The organism is Campylobacter sp. P0103, from assembly GCF_002139545.1.
GTDB classification, from domain to species: Bacteria; Campylobacterota; Campylobacteria; order Campylobacterales; family Campylobacteraceae; genus Campylobacter; species Campylobacter devanensis.
The window spans coordinates 73,688-92,160 of the sequence record NZ_MJKG01000003.1; the positions used below are offsets into that span (position 1 = coordinate 73,688).

Consider the following 18,473-nt stretch of genomic DNA (forward strand, 5'->3'; position numbering starts at 1 on the left):
ATGAATATTTTAAAAAGATTTATTGATAATTCTATAGTATATTATGATCGTGGTAAATTTGACGACTATTGTGTGTATCTAAAAGAAAAAGATTTATCTGCAAAAGCTCCCAGAGATATTGAATATTTTCAATATTTCATTGATTTAGCTAAAATTTATGGTAATAGTAAAATATATAATGATTTTTGTTTGATATATGATAAAACAACTGATGTTGTTAACAATGCAATACTTAACCTAATAACTGAAATAAGTGTTTCGTATGGAGAAAATTCCTTGTGGGTTGATAAATGGTTTACCGTGATATATCTAGGAATGGTGGCTGAAGAAAGAAAAGCTAATGCAATACTAAAGAAAAAAATTAAACGATTAGGGTTTCATCAAATTATGATGGAAAATCTATCAGCCTATGAAGCTGCAAATTTTAGCAGAGGAAAACGTGCTGTAATATTGTTACAAGAATGTCAAAAAAGAGGTTTTTAATATAAAAAGAAATTTTAATGAATGGTTTGCAAATTTTACTGATAGTATAGCAACTTACGAATATTACATAGACTTTTAGCATTGTTTATAAAAATATTGAATATGATTTTGATTTATCGTTTAAAAAATACCCTGAAATAAGAAAATGTTTACCTCTACTTATTGCTGTAAGAGAAAAAGAAATCAAAGTAATAGATAATGGAAAAAATTGAAATATAACTTTACTAATATTGACGATATTGAATTGTTAGAAAAACTGGTTTATCTGACCTAATTTCAAATCTAGGTAAAGTTGCTAAAAGATTTGATTATGTAGTTAAAACCAATAATTGCATTTATGCTTTTGAAACAAACTTTTATTCAAGCAATGGCTCTAAACTAAACGAAACTACTAGAAGTTATAAAATGCTAGCTGAAGTTTCTAAAAGTTTTCTTGAATCTTTGGTTTGAATATACGATAAAAACACTAAATTATTCTTAAGCTTATTAACTTTTTTGCACTTATAAAATCGCTAAAATATTAAACAAAACACTATTTATTAAATATTTCTACTCCATCAAATCCAAGTTCATTTGGTAAAATCGGGCCGTTAATTATAGTTGGAGTGATAATAAAGATTAATTCACTAGTTTTGCTAGTTTGTCGGTCGCTTTTAAATAGATACCCAAGCAAAGGAATATCACCCAAAATTGGAACTTTATTAATCTCGTTACCTAGGCTTTTAGCGATTAAACCACCTAAAATTATACTATCACCACTAGAAATTTCTACCACAGTAGATAACTTTTTTTGCATAGTATCTGGAGCGATTACACGAGGTTGTGTCTGCTTAGCATCATCAGCTGAATATTTAAAGCTGCTTAAGCTAGGATTTATACGCAGCATTATGCGATTCTCATCGCTAATTTCAGGTAGGAGGTTTAGTAAAATTCCTATAAATACAGAGTGCTGTTTATAAGTAGTTTTAGTAATCTCACTAGTATCATTATTAGTAATATCTTCAGCAATTCTATAATTGATATTATCACCTACTGAGATTAGGGCTTGTTGATTGTTCATTGCCATTATTTTAGGACTTGAGATTATTTGACTTTTCCCATTAGTATTTAAAAAATTTAATACACCATCAAGGCTAAGACGTAAATCTCCGCCAATGATAAATCCGCCAGAGATATTCTTTAGGCTATGAGCTGGATTTTGAGTAGTGCCTTTATTAAAGATTAGGCGTGATGAAGTACCATCGCTTAAATAACTTTTAAAACCAAGCTCAAATTTACTCCAATCAACACCTTTTGTATAACTATTATCTAGCTCAACAGAGATTATTTTTACATCAATTAAAACCTGCTTTTTAAGTCGGTTTGAGAGCAAATTTAGATAATTTTGTACTCTTTGTAGTTGATTTGCAGTACCAGTGATATGAATTAGCCCAGCTGCTGGATTAATGATTGGGGCTGGAGCAATAAATGAATCATTATGGCTATTTAATACTAATTTTAGCTCATTAGCAAGATCTTGCCAAAAATCAAATTTTTCTGTAGTTTTTATTATATTATCTTGATTATTTTCATCATTTTGACTACTATTTTGATAATCCTCGCCAATCTCTATCGGAGCTGAATCTACAGAAGCTTTAGTAATTGCTTGACCTTGTCTAGCTGAGATAATATAATCCATTTTAAAGGTTTTAGTTTGTATATATGACAAACTTAACATTTTGTCATTAAACTCATAACTAAGATCATTTGACTCAGCTACTAAGCGTATAATTTCATCAAGACTAAGGCGTGAAATATTTATTAAATTTGTTGGGGTTTTTAATGCATTAGTGGCGTTTGAATCGCTTAAAGCAATGCTAAATTTACAAATATTTGCAAGCTGAGCTAAAATTTCATATGATGTTATATTTGGGCTTAGACTCATATCTAATTTCTTATTTTTGCACTCATTTGCATTTAGATTTATAGTTAATGCAGCTAGGCTTAATATTTTAAAAAACTTTAATATCATTATTTACCTTTGAGATTGAAAGCCTAATTTTATTATTATTATGCAGTATTATTACAGTTTGATTTTCTATCTCTAAAATGCAAATCTCTTGACAACTTTGACCTAGTTCATACCAATTAGAGTTGATTTTGGCTCTATTTTCTATTATAGCCTCTAATTTTAAAGTGCTAGAATTAAAGTCTGTTTGAACATTTTGAGTGATGTAAAATGGCGATTTTACTTGATTTATATCGCTTAAATTTGCCCTTAATGGGCTTTTATTGTATAAATCTAATATATATTTGTATTTAGTACTTAAATCTTGAGAAAATAGCAAAGTAGTCATGGTTAAAAATAAACAAAGCAATCTCATTTTACGCTCTGCAAACTTAGTCTAATTTGACTACTATATGGCTCAAATCTAGCCTCTTTAATATCTATAAAGCCCCCTTTAAGCTCATCTATAAAAGCTAGTGTTTGAGTAAAAGTCGAACTAAAAGATAGATTATAATCATATAAAATAGCACTATTTTCTTTTATATTATTTGGCAAAATTTGAGAAATCTTTATATTATGTTCTTTTGCCTTATCCCCAATAAAGCTTAAAATCTCACTACTAGAACTAAATTTATCCAAGATTGCGACTAGATTTTTAGTGTGAGATTGGATAAAGATATTCTCAGCTTTTAAATTTTCTAGTTCAATTTTACTGTCTTGCAATCTTTTTGTTGCTAGCTCTAGGCGATTTTGAATTTGCTGCGGAGAATTCATACTGATATAGTTATTTAACTGTAATTCATAATTAGCTAAAGCGCTTTGATAGAGTCTATCAAAATAATCCCAGCTAAGATAAAGTAGATAAAACATAATCAAAAATCCACCCATAAATATCATATGTTGTTCTCTTTGGCTGCGTGATTCTAACAAGGATTTAAAATCCATTTTCTTGTTCTATCGTAAGGTTTGATTCAAAAATATTTTGATTACTGATGAGTTGACCAATGTGAGTTTTAGCGCTAAAAGAGTTTATAAAATTATTAATATTTTGAGTATCTTGTGAGATGATTGCAATGTTGATTTGATTATTTTTTAATTCTATATTCCTTGCTTGAAGCGAATATTTATCCATCAAATTTGCGATATTTGCTAAAATTATAGCTAGATTTTGGTTATTAAATTTACTTGCAATAATATCGATTGTAGCTAAGTTTTTATTTATATTATTTTTTATATTTTGAATTTGTATGGTTATACTTTTAATCTCATTATTTAGTGCTATTAGACTACTATTTAAACTACTCACGCTTGAGTTTTGCAAAGTCAAATTTGCTCCAAGTTTTGTAGATTTAGCCTCTATATTAAAAGTTAATATTAGCATATAAATCGGATAAATCAATCCCAAAATCGCTCCAGCAGCAATACTAATAAATAGCCTACCATCAGCTCTTTTATATAGCGGTTTAGGCTTGTTAAATAGTGTAAAATTTAGCAGCTGCCCTTTATGTATTAGCTCCTTAGCGTATATTGCCATCATTAAATTAAGCGGTGCTGGACTTTTAAAATTATCTAAAAACTCAAACCCTCTAACCTCTTGCCCAAGCTTATTAGATAAAGCAGTATTAAGACCTATAATATCTCCTATAAATGAACTAAGATATATCCTATCTGGTATGATTTTATCGATATTTGCAATACTTTGGATAGTTTGAATAGTTATATTTAATAACTCAGTAAATTTATTGCTATTTTGATCTATAATCTTAGCCGTGCATTCAATTTTGTAATTCCTAGCTATCTTAGGCAAAGTATCACATATAATTCCATGATGCATAACATATCGCCCATTACGATAAAAGCATAAATAACTTTCATCATTATCATAAAATATAAAACAATCTATGCTAGATTTATCAAGTAAATTAGAGCTATAAAATCCACCCATTAACAAAGGAGATGGAATAATTATATTAATATTTTTTAAGATATTAATTGCTTGAGTATCTAATTCCTTCAAAGCTAATTCAATATCGATGATATAAAGCATATAACCACCATCACTATCATCAAAATAGCTAATCTTATACTCTTTTTGCGGATTTAAAAGCAGCTCATCGTATGCAAATTTGATAATCTTTATACCTAGATTCTCTTTCTCATCAGTATAATATTTTAGAGTTGTTAAAGCTTTAGCTGGTATAAAACAAATACTAAATTCATTATTTTTTACTTTATATTTTACTTTAGGATTAAAGTGATTTGAGTAGTCATAAATTACATTTTTATATAAATCAACGCAGACCAAGCTACTCTTTTTCAACTTTTTACCTTAAAATATATAAAATATGTTAAATTCGGTATTTTTTAAATATTATAAAAATAAAATTATGAATTTATACTTTGATTATATCTATTTTTGCTTTAAATAAATTTAAATTGAGATAATTTTTATTAGAATATTTAATCACTAAATAATATAAATTTATTAAAATTCAATACTCTCTACTACTGGAATACTATCTACTGTGAGATTTTGCTTGGTTCTGTGATGTTTTTTGATAATGGCCGGTTCTTGCACTCGCTCAAATCCGGTAACCAAAACAGCAAAATAGTCAAATTTAGCTCCATTTAATCTAGCATATACCAAATCACCGACATTGCAAGGCTTAGAGCTAAATCCCTGAGCTGATGTGAGCTTACCATTGCTAGTATCAGTAGATTCAATAGTATAAACATAACCGCTATTAACTTTACTAATTGAAGTTATAACGCCTTTTATATAGCTGTTTTTAGCAATTTCCATGTGATTCTTAGCAGCTGTACATCCAGCTACTAAGAATAGTAATATAAATAAGGATAGACTACGCAGTAATATTAATAGCATTACCGCTAAGCTCCATAATGGCTTGATTAATCCTATCTAGAGTTTTATTCATTGTTTGCTCAGAGATATCAGGTAAAGCCTGACCCCACATAGCTTCAGCTTGAGCGAAGCCATTTTTGACCCCTTCTAAGCCGCTTTTCATCTTTTCTACATCATCTCCAGCCCCATTAATAACAAAATCAGCTATACGATTTGCGGTATTATCAATACCAAAATATCCATTATCGCTTATTAGGTTGCTTGCCTCTTGTGGGCTTAGGTCGCCAATTGGCTTACCGCTATAACCAGTAATATCTATATTTTGATTTAGTAAATCTTTTAATTCTTGAGTAAAATTATTTGCACTATTATCTTGATTATTAAACCCAAAGCTAAGACTCATAAAGCCAACTTGCATATTAAAATTACCATTTGATAATTCAAAGCTTTGTTGCATAAACTGCATATGATAGCCTCTTGTTAGCTCACTTGCGTCAATCTTGCTTGCAGCTTCTTTAATTCTTTCAATGCTATCTTTCGAATTTGGATTAATGCTTAAAAAATCTAAGCTATTTGTGCCATTTATTTGCATATTTTCTCCTTTTAGAAGTTTATTATAGATATCGGATTTTTTAGTTAAATATGTTGTATTTTAGTGGGTAAATTTAATTTTTGAGTGAATTTGGCTAAAAGAGTAGCCAAATTCAAATTTAAACCTATTTTTTCATACTTAAATAGCTATTTAAAGCACTTACATAGGCTTTAGCACTTGCCATCATAGTATCTATATCTAAACCATGACCTATAAATGGAGGCTCACTAGAACCAAAGGCCACCTTTACAGTAACCTTAGCAAGAGCATCTTTGCCTTGAGATACGGCTGAAACTTTATAATCTTTTAGCTCTCCAGCAACCTTGCTTATTCTATCAATTACCTTAAATATCGCATCAGCCGTACCGTTGCCTAGAGCTGCATCACTAATAATCTCACCATTAAATTTGATACTAATAGCTGCACTTGAATGGCCTGAGTTACATGAGCTAGTACTTAAAGTTTCAATTGTATAAATCTCAGGGATTTTGATAATCTCATCACTTACAAGTGCTCTAATATCATCATCAAAAATCTCTTTTTTCTTATCACAAAGTAATTTAAATTTGCTAAACGCTTCATTTACCTCTTCATCATTTAGATCAAAACCTAAATTTACTAGCTTATCTTTAAAGGCATGACGACCGCTATGCTTACCTAAAACTAGAGCATTTTTCTCTGCTCCTATATCTTCAGCTTTGATTATTTCATATGTTTGAGCGCATTTTAACACACCATCTTGATGAATACCACTCTCGTGAGCAAAGGCATTTTTGCCTACAATTGCTTTATTTGGTTGTGGTTCTATACCTGTAATACTAGCTACTAAACGACTTGTAGCATATATCTCTTTAGTAACGATATCAGTATATAATCCACTAAATTCATCGCTTCTTGTTTTGATCGCCATAACGATCTCTTCTAAAGCTGCATTACCAGCTCTTTCACCCAAACCATTAATAGTGCATTCTACCTGTCTTGCTCCAGCCTTAATACTTGCTAAAGTATTTGCTACTGCAAGTCCAAGGTCATTGTGATTATGAACTGATATAATAGCTCTATCTCCAATGTATTCACTCATAATTCTAACCATATCAGCTATCTCATATGGCAATCTAAAACCTACAGTATCAGGCAAATTTAAAGTCTTAGCACCAGCATTTACCACTGCATCACATATCTCTTTTAAAAATGATATATCGCTTCTACCAGCATCTTCGCAGCTAAACTCAACATCATCTACAAAACTTTTAGCATATTGTACCGCTTCAACTGCTCTTTTGATAACCTCATCAGGCTTCATCTTAAGCTTGTGTTCCATATGGATTGGACTAGTAGCGATGAAGGTGTGAATTCTTCTATTTTTTGCTGGAGCGATTGCATCGGCTGCTGCTTTTATATCACGCTCAATAGCTCTTGAAAGACTAGCAACTTTAATGGATTCTACTTGTTTGGCTATTTGATTAATCGCATCAAAATCTCCAGGACTAGCAGCAGCAAATCCAGCCTCCATAACATCAACGCCAAGGCGTTCTAATTGAAGAGCAATTTGAATTTTCTCTTCAGTATTCATAGAGGCACCAGGGCTTTGCTCACCATCTCTTAATGTTGTATCAAAAATTATAATTTTATTTTTATCCATTTTATTATCCTTAAATTTAATATATTTTATAGTATGCTATGCATAGAGTTATTAAAAGGAGCTACAGAGCAGATTAAGGAGAGAAAGTTTATAGATAAATATATAAATTTTTTTACTATTTGCTATCATTTTTGTTCCTTTATCTTGATATTTTTGGCAAAAAATCTCGCCCAAACAGCACGAATTATACCATATGTAGTATAAATAGAAATCAAAGCAGTAGCTGATTCTAAAGGATATAAATATAAAAGTGAAAATAGTATTACAAGCATTACGAGAGCTTTAATATAATTAGCACGACTAAAATCAACCTTTTTAAAGCTTGGATAGCGTACATTTGAGACCATAAGTATCGAAAGTGCCGCCATTAAAATGATAAATACCCATTCAAAACCAATTAAAATTTCATATTTATTATAAATTCCAATCCAAAATCCAGCGACTATAGCAGCTGTAGGAATCGGCAATCCAATAAACATATTTGGTTCATTTTCATTAGTTGTAACATTAAATCTAGCTAGTCTAATAGCCCCAAAAACTACAAACATAGCCGTAATAAGTGAACCAAATCTACCAAATTCGCTTCCGATACTAAAATAAAATAACATAGCTGGAGCTACACCAAAAGCAACTAAATCAGCCAAACTATCAAATTCAACACCAAATTTAGATGTGGTTTTGGTTAATCTTGCTACTCTACCATCTAGCCCATCAAGCACAAGAGAGATTACAAGATAAAAAATAGCCTTTCCAAATTCGCCATTAGCACTAGCTAAAATACTGATAATGCCAGTAAATGCACTACCTGCTGTAAATAAATTTGGAAGTATATATATTAATTTATTATTACTATTCATCTATATAACCTATAATATTACAAGCTTTTACTTTATCACCTTTAGTAAGAGATATTCTCGTATTTAAAGGCATCAAAAGAGAGATTTTGCCATCTTTAATAAAGCCTATTCTACGACCAGATTTAACATAAGTTATACTTTCTAAATAAATCTTAGAAGTAAGTGCTGAAGTGCTAATACGAAGTATAATATCTTGATTTTTAGATATTATGGTAGCTCGGTTATTTAATAAATTTAAGTTTGAATCGCTGCTATGTAAATTTAGACCATTACGCCTTTTAATATCAGATATCTCCATATCACAAGTAGCACGCAAAACACCACAGTCAATGATTCTTGAGCGAATTAAAATTTCACTATAACCACGGCCATTATAATTGCATTTTTTAATATCTTCTACAACTCCATCAATAGGAGATAATATAGCTTTAGAATCTTCACTTTGCGGTAGTCTTTCAGGGTTTCTATAAACCCACAAAGTAGCTAAAAGTAAGATAGTAAAAAAACTAAACCAAAAATCAAAAATCCAAGATAGTATTAAAAGCACCACTGAAATAGTGATGCATTTATATCCATATCTGCTTATGATTCCTAGATTATTCATCTACTTGATTCTCTTTTGCTTTTTTAATGTCTGAATTCTCATCTTCAACATCTATTAAGCGAGTAGGCAAACCATTTGCTTCTTCAAATTCTTTAATAATCGCCCTAACTTTATCGCCCTCTATAGTCTCTTCTTCATATAAAGATTCTACCATTTTTTCTATCGCACCACGATAAAGCTCAAGCGTAGCAAGAACTGCTTCATATCTCTCATTTAAAAAGTTCTTTACAAACTCATCAAGTTTTTGTGCCATATCATCGCTATAATCTTTTAGAGTTTGGCCCCCATTTAAAAATACATTGCGTTGTTTTTCTAATACCATAAGGCCAGCTACATCAGTCATTCCATACATTGATACCATTGCTTTTATAATATCAGTAGCGCGTTCAAGATCGTTACTTGCACCTGTACTAATCTCTTTGATAAAGACCTGTTCAGCAGCTCTACCGCCTAGCAATACATCAACCTTAGCAATCAACTCATGTTTTTGCATTAAAAATTTATTCTCTTCTGGGGCGTTAAGCGTATAACCTAAAGCTGCAATACCACGTGGTATTACCGATACTTTTGTAACCTTATCAGCCCCTTTTGTAGTTTCAGCTATTAAAGCGTGTCCGCACTCATGATATGTAACTATCTTTTTCTCTTTTGGATTTATACGGCGAGATTTTTTCTCTAAACCTGCAATTGCTCTCTCAACTGCTTCAACTAGATCTTTTTGATCAATTTTAGTTTTATTAGAACGGCCAGCCAAAAGAGCAGCTTCATTAATGATATTAGCCAAATCTGCTCCAGCCAAACCAGCAGTTAAGCGACCTATCTCATCCATATTTACATCATTTGAAAGCTTGACTTCTTTGCTATGTACTTTTAATATATCAACACGACCTTTAAAATCAGGTTTATCAACTAAAACTTGGCGGTCAAATCTACCTGGTCTTAAAAGTGCCGCATCTAAAACCTCTGGGCGGTTGGTTGCTGCTAAAACTATTACAGGACTTTTATCGCTATCAAATCCATCCATTTCAGCTAAAAGCTGATTTAGAGTCTGCTCTCTTTCATCATTACCACCCATCATAGAACCAGCCGCCCTACTCTTACCAATAGCATCAATTTCATCTATAAATACGATAGCAGGTGCTTCTTTCTTAGCATTTTCAAACAGATCTCTAACACGACTTGCGCCCACACCTACAAACATCTCTATAAAACTTGACCCAGAAACTGAGAAAAATGGAACCTCGGCCTCACCAGCAACAGCCTTGGCAAGTAATGTTTTACCAGTGCCTGGAGGGCCTACTAATAGCACACCTTTTGGAATTTTAGCACCTAAGCGAATATAGCGTTCAGGATTTTTAAGGAAATCTACGATCTCTTTTACCTCATCTTTAGCCTCTTCTACGCCAGCTACATCATCAAATTTAACTTTTGGCTTTTCGCTATTAATTAACTTTTTACTACTTCCCATACCAAGGATTCCGCTACCCATATTTTTTTGCATTCTACTGGCTAAAAACATCCAAATTGCAAAGAAAATAAATACAGGAATAACCCACGAAAATAGCATATCACTTAGCCAATTACTCTCACTATATGCTCCATAGCTGATGTTGTTCTCTTCTAAAAGTGGAACTAAAGTTTGATCATTAGCAACTTTTTTTACTACATATGCTTGACCATTTCCACTAGCTTTTATCGTAGTTTGTCCGATTACAACCTCATTTATCTGCTTTGATTTAATTAGGGATTTTAGCTCTGAGTAGCTGATATTTTTTGAATTCGTACCAGATATTCCCATCTCATCGGGGCTCATACTACGAAAAATCAGCACCATTACCACAGCAAAAATCGCAAACATTAAAATAGGATTTTTATTAAAAAAACTATTATTATTTGGTTGATTTTTATTTTCCATTATTTTCCTTGATTTTTAAATACAAAACTCTCCCACTCATTTTGAGTTAAATTCTCTATCAACTCAAATTCGCTAAAAGCATTTATAATTCTATTTTTATATTTTGTAAGAATTCCAGATAAAATTATTATGCCACCGACTTTTATCTTAGATTTTAGGTCATTTGCAAGAAATAGTATAACATCAGCAATGATATTTGCTACTACAATATCATAAGACTCATTACTATTAGTTATAGAACCAGTCCAAATTTTATCTATAGCTATATTGTTTTTTTGCGCATTTTCAAGACTGCTTTGAACGGCTAGTTCATCAGTATCACAAGCGCTTACATTTAGCCCTAACTTTGCCATAGCAATACTTAAAATACCACTACCGCAACCAACATCTAGAGCATTTTTATATCCTTTAGAATATTTTGAAATTAGCTTTAGACATGAATTTGTACTCTCGTGATGACCAGAGCCAAAAGCTAATGCTGGATCGATAATAATATCTATTAGCCCATCTTTTGGAGTTTCCCAACTTGGCCTAATATAAAACTCACCAGCTTCAACCGGAGCTATGCCTTTTTTATATTCATTAATCCAGTCTATATTATCTTTGATTTGTAAATCAGTAGTTATTTTGCAGCCCAAGCGACTAGCAAACTCTTCAAGTCCCCACTTGGTATCTTCCAAGCTCTGCTCATCCCTAATGATAAAGCCACTATCGATCTCTTCTATACAGGTAAATCCAAATTCAAAAACAAGATCTTTTAATGGCTCAATTTGCTGGGATGTAACTTTTAATTCGTAATATTTATCTTTCATTATCCAAGAACGTCTTCAAGTTTCTCTTTAAGAACCTGCGGCGTAAAAGGCTTAACAATATAGTTATTCACTCCAGCTTTTAATGCTGTAATAACCTCAGCCTTACCACCCTCTGTGGTTACCATTATAATAGGCATATTTTCATACTTAGACTCAGCCCTAACCTTTTTAACTAGCTCTAAACCATTCATTTCAGGCATATTCCAGTCAGTAATTAACACGCCTACATCTGGATTTTGGCAAAGTATATCCCAAGCCTCTACACCATGCTCAGCCTGCAACACTTCGTTATGTCCAAGCCTTTCTAATGTATTTTTTATAATTCTTCTCATAGTAGAGCTATCATCAACAACCAATAACTTCACTAACTATCCTTTCTCAACTTTAGACGATATTTTATCTAAAATTACTTTTAAAATACTTTAACAGTTAAAAATTGTTATTAAAAATATCATTAAGTGCTATTTTTCCTTCATAATAAGCTTTGCCAATTATAACCCCAGATATTCCATTAGTTTTGCTTGCAGTCTCTAAATCGGCTAAACTTGCCACACCACCACTTGCAATCGTATCAATACCACTAGCTTGTGCAATGCTTGATGTAAATTCTAAATTTAACCCACACAGCATACCATCTTTGCTAATATCTGTGGCAATTATCGCTTCAACTCCAGCATCTGCATATAGCTTAGCAAGATCAGTAGCTCTTATCTGACTTACCTCAGCCCAGCCTTCTACTGCTACAAACCCATCTTTGGCATCTATTCCTACAACTATTCTGTATTTTTTAGCCATCTCTTTTACAAACTCAGGATTTTTAAGTGCAACAGAACCCAAAATCAACCTACTAACTCCTGAGTTTAAATAACTTTTTATACGCTCTTCATTACGGACTCCACCGCCAATTTGTATATTTAAATTTGTAGCATTTACAATTTTTTCTATAGTTTTTAAATTTACAGCATCTCCTGCAAATGCTCCATCTAAATCTACAATATGCAACCACTTAGCCCCAGCATCGCTAAATCTCTTAGCTAGCTCCCACGGCTCATTTGAGTAAATTTTCGCACTATCCATAAGACCTTTAGATAGCCTAACTGCCTTGCCATCTTTTAAGTCTATTGCCATATATTTTTCCATCTATATCTCCATAAAATTTTTAATTATTCTTAGTCCGCTCTCATGTGATTTTTCAGGATGAGGCTGAAATCCATAGACATTTTCATATTCTACAGCACTGACAAAATCATACCCATACTCAGTATAAGCTAAAGCAAATTTACTATCACAAACAGCATGATATGAATGAACAAAATACAAATAAGCACTCTTGCCAAGACCATCTACAATCTTGCTTTGTTTAGTAAATTTAGCCATATTCCAGCCCATATGCGGCACTTTAAGAGGCTTATCAAATTTAGATTCATCAAATTTAATAATACTCCCATCAATCACTCCAAGACCACTATGCTCACCAAATTCATAGCTCTTTTTAAACAAAAGTTGCATCCCAAGACAGATCCCAAGAAACGGCTTACCACTAGCTATAAACTCTAAAATTGCATTATCTAAATTTGTATCTCTTAATCTTTGTATCGCCTTACCAAAAGCACCTACACCAGGCAAAAGCAACTTATCATAGCTTTTTAATCTATCTGCATCGCTTACTAATTCACTCTTAGCACCGACAAACTCAAGAGCGTTTTGAACGCTTCTTATATTTCCAGCACCATAATCAATAATCCCTATCAACACTACTCCTTATTAAGATAAACAGATAGCAACTAAGTGCAATCATCAAAAAACCAACTCCGCCAATAAGATATATCGCATATAATATCTGACTTGGATCAGTAATTGCAAATTTAAATACCAACATAAGAGATTCAATAGCTAAAGCTATAATAATACTCCCTATAAATCTTACCATTGTTCTACTGCCGCCATTTTGATGGTGATTTGGCCGACCTAAAACCTCAGCTTCAAATATCGCCTTAACAAGATCAAATATTGCAAGTGCTAAAGTAAGCACAATAGTAGATTCAAAAACCTCACTAATATTAATCTCATTAAAGCTTTTTAATACAAAGCTCTTTATACCATGAACAAATAAAACCAATGAGATCGCAAAAAGAGCAATAGAAAAAACAGAATATATAAGCTTTGTAAATTTGCCAAATATTCCATCTACAGAACTAGGACTAATCATAGCCAAAAGCTCTTTTAACCCAATATCCACACATGCTATATAAAGCAACTCTTGTTTATCATTACATATAGGCATTGAAGCTGTAACACAAAGGCGATTAGTAAGGCTTGATGGATATGGATCAGTTAGCACGCATCGCTTCTCACGAACACATCTATAATAATACGCCTTATTACTTCTATTTATTCCTTTTCCAGATATATTTTTAGAATCTAGACTTATGGTATTATCTAGTTGAATTCCATTTTTATCCAATATATAAAACGCATCAAAGCTATCAACCTCATGTGCGATCTTATCAAAGCCATCATTAATGCTTTGAACATTTACACCAGGGAGATTATTTGGTATATTTCTATCTAAAAGATGGCATAAATAGGCTCTAGCCTTATAGCGTATCTCACTAAATTCTTCAATCTCTTTAAAAATCACATTAATTCCTATTTTTATTATGATGAAACTCAGGCACGATAAGTTTTAATCTTTGTTCAACTTCTGCATCGTTTTGACTTTGTAATAGATCAGAAATTTGACTATTTAATAGATCGATATCATATGGTTGGCTTTTGGTTACAAAGATACTTTCAAATTTAGTTGCTACATCATTTGGATCAATCAAAAGCTCTTCATACAGCTTCTCACCCGGACGCAAACCTACAAATTTGATTCCAAGATGCTCTTTATTGCTTAATCTTAGCATTCTTTTAGCCATATCAGCGATACGAACTGGCTCACCCATATTAAGCACAAAAAGCTCACCGCCACTTGCAATGCTAGCTGCTTGAAGCACTAATTGACACGCCTCACTAACAAGCATAAAATATCTAGTAATATCTGGGTGAGTTACGCTTAGTGGCTCATTGGCTGCTATTTGGGCTTTAAATTTAGGTATAACGCTACCGCTACTTCCTAGCACATTACCAAATCTAACTGCAACAATCTCAGTAGAGCTAGTATTTGAATTTAACGCATATAATTCACAAACCCTTTTAGTAGCTCCCATGATATTTGTCGGCCTTACAGCTTTATCAGTTGAGATTAGCACTACCTTTTTAGTTTCATATTTTTTGGCTAAATCTATAACATTTTTAGTTCCCATTATATTATTTTGCACAGCAATTAATGGATTAAACTCACATAATGGAACATGCTTATATGCAGCTGCGTGAATCACTATATCTGGGCGAAATTTAGAAAATACAAAATCAAATTCATTAATATGAGTGATATTTAACATAACTAAGCGATTACGCTCATCAGCGTTTGTGGCTTCATTAATCTGATATAGATTATACTCGCTATGTTCTACCATTATTAACTCTTTAGCACCAAATTTCAAGCACTGCTTACATATCTCGCTACCGATTGTTCCGCCAGCGCCAGTAACCATCACTACCTTACCACCTATAAATGACTCAACAGCTGCACTATCTAGGTCTTTTGGCTTTCTAGCTAGTAAATCTTCTATGCTAATATCTGTAATTCCCTCATTTTTTTGCCCAATTAAAGAAAATATTTTAATATCTTTAAATCCTAAAGTATCTAGCTCATCATATAGTTCTTTAAGCTCATTTGGCATAAGTTTTAGAGCTATTATAGCGCTTTTTACGCCATCTTCTATATAGCTTTTTAACTCATCTTTATGACCTACTTGATAGCCATCGCAATATGTGCCTACTAGATCTTTTCTACCATCTACTATACCTACGGCGTAATAGTTTGCATATCCGCTTTTGAGTCCTTTTAGGATTTGTAGAGTTTTAGAAGTAGAGCCTATAATAACGCAAGGTTTGCCATTTTTAGCCTTTTTAAAGTCCATTAAAGCTCGTTTTGAAATTCTTAAGCTACCTACCATAATAGCCGAAATAAGCGCATCTATAATAATAACACTTCTTGGAAAAGGAGCAAAAAGCTCCTCATAAGATAAAAATATTCCAAAAAATATTCCCGCACAAAGCAGACAAGCTAGTGAAATTTTTCTAGATTCATTTAATCCAAAAAATCTCCACGGCACTCTATAAATTTGAAAAGCCCATAGCATAGCAATCTTGATAACAATCAAAATTACTCCACTATATATCATACCAGGAATAAATATCTCAGGTATATCCCCACTAAATCTAAGTAAAAAAGCAAAATATATACTAAATGCAAATATCAAAGTATCGCATAGTAAAAAAAATGCTATTCTACGCCTCTTAGTCGCCCTAATCACAGCGCACTCCTAACGATATTAGCAACTTTTTCTACTAATTCATCACTCATATCAGCACCACTTGGAAGGCACATTCCTCTACTAAAATAATCCTCACTCGTGCCATCTACAACGCATTTAGCACCTTTAAATACTGGTTGAAGATGCATTGGCTTCCATAGTGGTCTGCTTTCTATATCGTGTTTATTTAGTGCTTCTATAACTTTTAAATGCTTATTTTTATCTTTAAATAAAAGCGTAGTAAGCCATCTATTACCATGCGAATTTGGAATTTCAGGCATAAACTCAGCCACATCTTTGAGTAAATTTGAGTAGATATCAAATATCTGCCTTTTTCTCTCTACTCTGCTTTGCAAGACCTCCATCTGCCCCACTCCAATAGCACCCAAAACATTACTAAGCCTATAATTATACCCATAATCTAAATGCTCATAATGAAGCAATGGCTCTCTTGCTTGCGTGCTGTAATATCTAGCTTTATTAGCTATGTTTTCATCATGGCTAACTAACATACCGCCACCACCTGTGGTTATGATCTTATTTCCATTAAAACTATAAACTCCAATATCACCAATGCTTCCAAGTGCTTTGCCTTTATAAAATCCACCCAAAGCCTCAGCTGCATCTTCTATAATAGCTATATTATTTTCAGTACAAATTTCTACTATCTCATCCATCTTTGCTGCTTGGCCATATAAGTGGGTTATAATTAGTGCTTTTGGCTTTTTATCGCTTTTATTTATTGCATCTTTTAAGAGTTTTGGGCTAAGATTCCAACTCTCATCACAATCTATGAATATAGGCTCACACCTTTCATACATTATAGGATTTACACTAGCAGCAAATGTAAAAGATGAGGCCAAAACAGCATCGCCATCGCTTATTTTTAAAACTCTAAGCGCTAAATGCAATCCAGCAGTTGCTGAGCTAAGAGCTACTGCATTTGGTGATTTAGTATAATCTTTTATACTATTTTCAAACCTATCTACAAACTCTCCAAGTGGTGCTATATAATTACTTTTAAATGCTTCATTAACATACTTTAACTCATTACCGCCCATATAAGGTGCGCTCAAAAAAACTCTAGCCATTATATTCCTCTATTAATTAATGGCCATATTTTATCAAAGTTAGAATAAACTTAGAATTAATAACGCTAAAAAGTTAAATTTATTCATTGATTTGAGCTTACTATGCTTTTTGTAGCTTTGATTTTGTTATCAGTGTATAAAACTACATCTTTTATTACTAGCTTTTCGATCGCTTTGATAAAATTATTCATAAATTCAAAATCTATTTCGCCGTTAGTGGTTATGGGTAGTTTTATATTTTCATTTTTAACTCTTTCCCAACTTGCTTTTAGTTCGTAAGAAAATTTTAATTTTATGGATTTTTGGATAGCTGTTGCAAAAAAGTATAAAAGGCTTTTAGAAGCTGTAAACTTGGATTTAATTAAATATGCATTATATAAAACACCCGTTTCTTGTGGTTGCGGATAAACATTGCCAGTTGAAACTGCACCATCGTTCACAATATCTATCGTCATTGTAGCAGTTTCAAAGTCTTGTGGTCGTCCATAATACATAATTCCATTATCGCCATCCTTTGCATTAACTAGTGGGATTGAAAATTCTGAATTTTTAATTTTTGAGACATCATTGTCTTTATTAAATTTTGATTTTCTGAAAGATAAATTTAACTTTTCAAACAAATCACCAATTCTAAATTCGCCCCAATTATAATTTTCAAATTTAGAAAGAGCGGATAATTCATCGGCGGTTAATTCGTAATCTTTTAGTGACGCGGCGGCAAGATACGCCTCTAGCTCTGCTACTCGCTCCGCCTCTAGCTCTGCTACGAAGCTCTCCATAAATTCAAAATCTATTTCACCACTAGCAGTTATGGGTAGTTTTATTTTATGTTCAGCAAAGCTCTTTTGTCTATATTGCTTTTCATATCCAAACTTTGTTTTATCCTTATTGATTGCACTTGTCATGAAAAGCAAAGACTTATTACCAATATCTATTTTAGGTAATAAAACTAAAATATTATCATCACAAAGAAATTTGTAATTTCTATAAAAACAATTACAAAACATATCTATTGTTAAATGATTTTCATAAATTTTTAGTTCATCATCATAAGCTATAAATTCAGCTACTCCTTGATTTTGCTCACCAGCTGTAACTAGTGGAATTTTGCCACTTTTACGCTTTGATTTAATAAATCTTGTGCCACGCTCTATATTAAATAATTCATTTAATTTAAATTCACCCCACTCAATGCTACTCATT

21 protein-coding genes are annotated in these 18,473 nt (G+C 32.2%); 3 read left to right on the forward strand and 18 right to left on the reverse strand.

The features are described 5' to 3' along the window. From CIGNP103_RS04590 to CIGNP103_RS08470, 3 genes are all read left to right on the forward strand, one after another. Complete coding sequence (locus CIGNP103_RS04590) at positions 1–483, forward strand: DUF7004 family protein (RefSeq protein WP_086226741.1); 483 nt, start codon at positions 1–3, stop codon at positions 481–483. Between the two features lie 80 nt (positions 484–563). Then, positions 564–695: a DpnII family type II restriction endonuclease gene (locus tag CIGNP103_RS08465; protein ID WP_201790325.1), complete on the forward strand. Its 132-nt coding sequence runs from the start codon at positions 564–566 to the stop codon at positions 693–695. A gap of 61 nt (positions 696–756) precedes the next feature. Beyond that, a complete protein-coding gene (locus CIGNP103_RS08470) occupies positions 757–933 on the forward strand; it encodes a DpnII family type II restriction endonuclease (protein ID WP_369126167.1) in 177 nt (58 codons plus the stop codon). Positions 934–1,015: 82 nt separating this feature from the next. Here CIGNP103_RS08470 and mshL read toward each other — a convergent pair whose 3' ends face one another. The 18 genes from mshL to CIGNP103_RS08215 form a co-directional block, all read right to left on the reverse strand. Beyond that, complete coding sequence (gene mshL / locus CIGNP103_RS04600) at positions 1,016–2,494, reverse strand: pilus (MSHA type) biogenesis protein MshL (RefSeq protein ID WP_086225122.1); 1,479 nt, start codon at positions 2,492–2,494, stop codon at positions 1,016–1,018. Continuing rightward, positions 2,475–2,846, reverse strand: a complete 372-nt coding sequence (locus CIGNP103_RS04605) for a hypothetical protein (RefSeq protein ID WP_086268665.1) — start codon at positions 2,844–2,846, stop codon at positions 2,475–2,477. Before CIGNP103_RS04605 ends, mshL begins: the two co-directional genes overlap by 20 nt. After that, on the reverse strand, positions 2,843–3,415 hold the full coding sequence (locus tag CIGNP103_RS04610) for a hypothetical protein (RefSeq protein WP_086225120.1): 573 nt from the start codon (positions 3,413–3,415) through the stop codon (positions 2,843–2,845). The genes CIGNP103_RS04605 and CIGNP103_RS04610 overlap by 4 nt, the downstream gene beginning before the upstream one ends. Further along, a complete protein-coding gene (locus tag CIGNP103_RS04615; protein WP_086241658.1) occupies positions 3,405–4,790 on the reverse strand; it encodes a hypothetical protein in 1,386 nt (461 codons plus the stop codon). The genes CIGNP103_RS04610 and CIGNP103_RS04615 overlap by 11 nt, the downstream gene beginning before the upstream one ends. A gap of 165 nt (positions 4,791–4,955) precedes the next feature. Continuing rightward, on the reverse strand, positions 4,956–5,354 hold the full coding sequence (locus CIGNP103_RS04620) for a hypothetical protein (RefSeq protein ID WP_141031701.1): 399 nt from the start codon (positions 5,352–5,354) through the stop codon (positions 4,956–4,958). Next, positions 5,332–5,925: a hypothetical protein gene (locus CIGNP103_RS04625; protein WP_086234225.1), complete on the reverse strand. Its 594-nt coding sequence runs from the start codon at positions 5,923–5,925 to the stop codon at positions 5,332–5,334. The genes CIGNP103_RS04620 and CIGNP103_RS04625 overlap by 23 nt, the downstream gene beginning before the upstream one ends. Positions 5,926–6,049: 124 nt before the next feature. Further along, complete coding sequence (locus CIGNP103_RS04630) at positions 6,050–7,567, reverse strand: 2-isopropylmalate synthase (protein WP_086225116.1); 1,518 nt, start codon at positions 7,565–7,567, stop codon at positions 6,050–6,052. A 125-nt stretch (positions 7,568–7,692) separates the two neighbouring features. Beyond that, positions 7,693–8,424 (reverse strand): CDP-diacylglycerol--serine O-phosphatidyltransferase, encoded by a 732-nt coding sequence (pssA, locus tag CIGNP103_RS04635; protein WP_086225115.1) that lies wholly within the window; start codon positions 8,422–8,424, stop codon positions 7,693–7,695. Beyond that, positions 8,417–9,028, reverse strand: coding sequence for a phosphatidylserine decarboxylase (locus tag CIGNP103_RS04640; protein WP_086232519.1), 612 nt, complete (start codon positions 9,026–9,028; stop codon positions 8,417–8,419). The genes pssA and CIGNP103_RS04640 overlap by 8 nt, the downstream gene beginning before the upstream one ends. After that, on the reverse strand, positions 9,021–10,943 hold the full coding sequence (gene ftsH, locus CIGNP103_RS04645) for an ATP-dependent zinc metalloprotease FtsH (protein WP_086241660.1): 1,923 nt from the start codon (positions 10,941–10,943) through the stop codon (positions 9,021–9,023). The genes CIGNP103_RS04640 and ftsH overlap by 8 nt, the downstream gene beginning before the upstream one ends. After that, positions 10,943–11,755: a 50S ribosomal protein L11 methyltransferase gene (locus CIGNP103_RS04650; RefSeq protein WP_086225112.1), complete on the reverse strand. Its 813-nt coding sequence runs from the start codon at positions 11,753–11,755 to the stop codon at positions 10,943–10,945. The genes ftsH and CIGNP103_RS04650 overlap by 1 nt, the downstream gene beginning before the upstream one ends. Next, on the reverse strand, positions 11,755–12,120 hold the full coding sequence (locus tag CIGNP103_RS04655; RefSeq protein ID WP_086225111.1) for a chemotaxis response regulator CheY: 366 nt from the start codon (positions 12,118–12,120) through the stop codon (positions 11,755–11,757). Before CIGNP103_RS04655 ends, CIGNP103_RS04650 begins: the two co-directional genes overlap by 1 nt. 64 nt (positions 12,121–12,184) lie before the next feature. Then, a complete protein-coding gene (gene hisA, locus CIGNP103_RS04660; protein ID WP_086226750.1) occupies positions 12,185–12,895 on the reverse strand; it encodes a 1-(5-phosphoribosyl)-5-[(5-phosphoribosylamino)methylideneamino]imidazole-4-carboxamide isomerase in 711 nt (236 codons plus the stop codon). Beyond that, complete coding sequence (gene hisH / locus CIGNP103_RS04665; protein ID WP_086225109.1) at positions 12,896–13,507, reverse strand: imidazole glycerol phosphate synthase subunit HisH; 612 nt, start codon at positions 13,505–13,507, stop codon at positions 12,896–12,898. It abuts the gene before it with no gap. Further along, on the reverse strand, positions 13,491–14,396 hold the full coding sequence (locus CIGNP103_RS04670; RefSeq protein ID WP_086268666.1) for a PDC sensor domain-containing protein: 906 nt from the start codon (positions 14,394–14,396) through the stop codon (positions 13,491–13,493). Before CIGNP103_RS04670 ends, hisH begins: the two co-directional genes overlap by 17 nt. Before the next feature lies 1 nt (position 14,397). Further along, positions 14,398–16,179 (reverse strand): UDP-N-acetylglucosamine 4,6-dehydratase (configuration-retaining), encoded by a 1,782-nt coding sequence (gene pglF / locus CIGNP103_RS04675; protein WP_086241663.1) that lies wholly within the window; start codon positions 16,177–16,179, stop codon positions 14,398–14,400. Beyond that, positions 16,176–17,270: a UDP-N-acetylbacillosamine transaminase gene (gene pglE, locus CIGNP103_RS04680; RefSeq protein WP_086268667.1), complete on the reverse strand. Its 1,095-nt coding sequence runs from the start codon at positions 17,268–17,270 to the stop codon at positions 16,176–16,178. Before pglE ends, pglF begins: the two co-directional genes overlap by 4 nt. 83 nt (positions 17,271–17,353) lie before the next feature. Further along, positions 17,354–18,472, reverse strand: coding sequence for a restriction endonuclease subunit S (locus CIGNP103_RS08215; protein ID WP_201790324.1), 1,119 nt, complete (start codon positions 18,470–18,472; stop codon positions 17,354–17,356). Position 18,473: the final 1 nt, after the last annotated feature.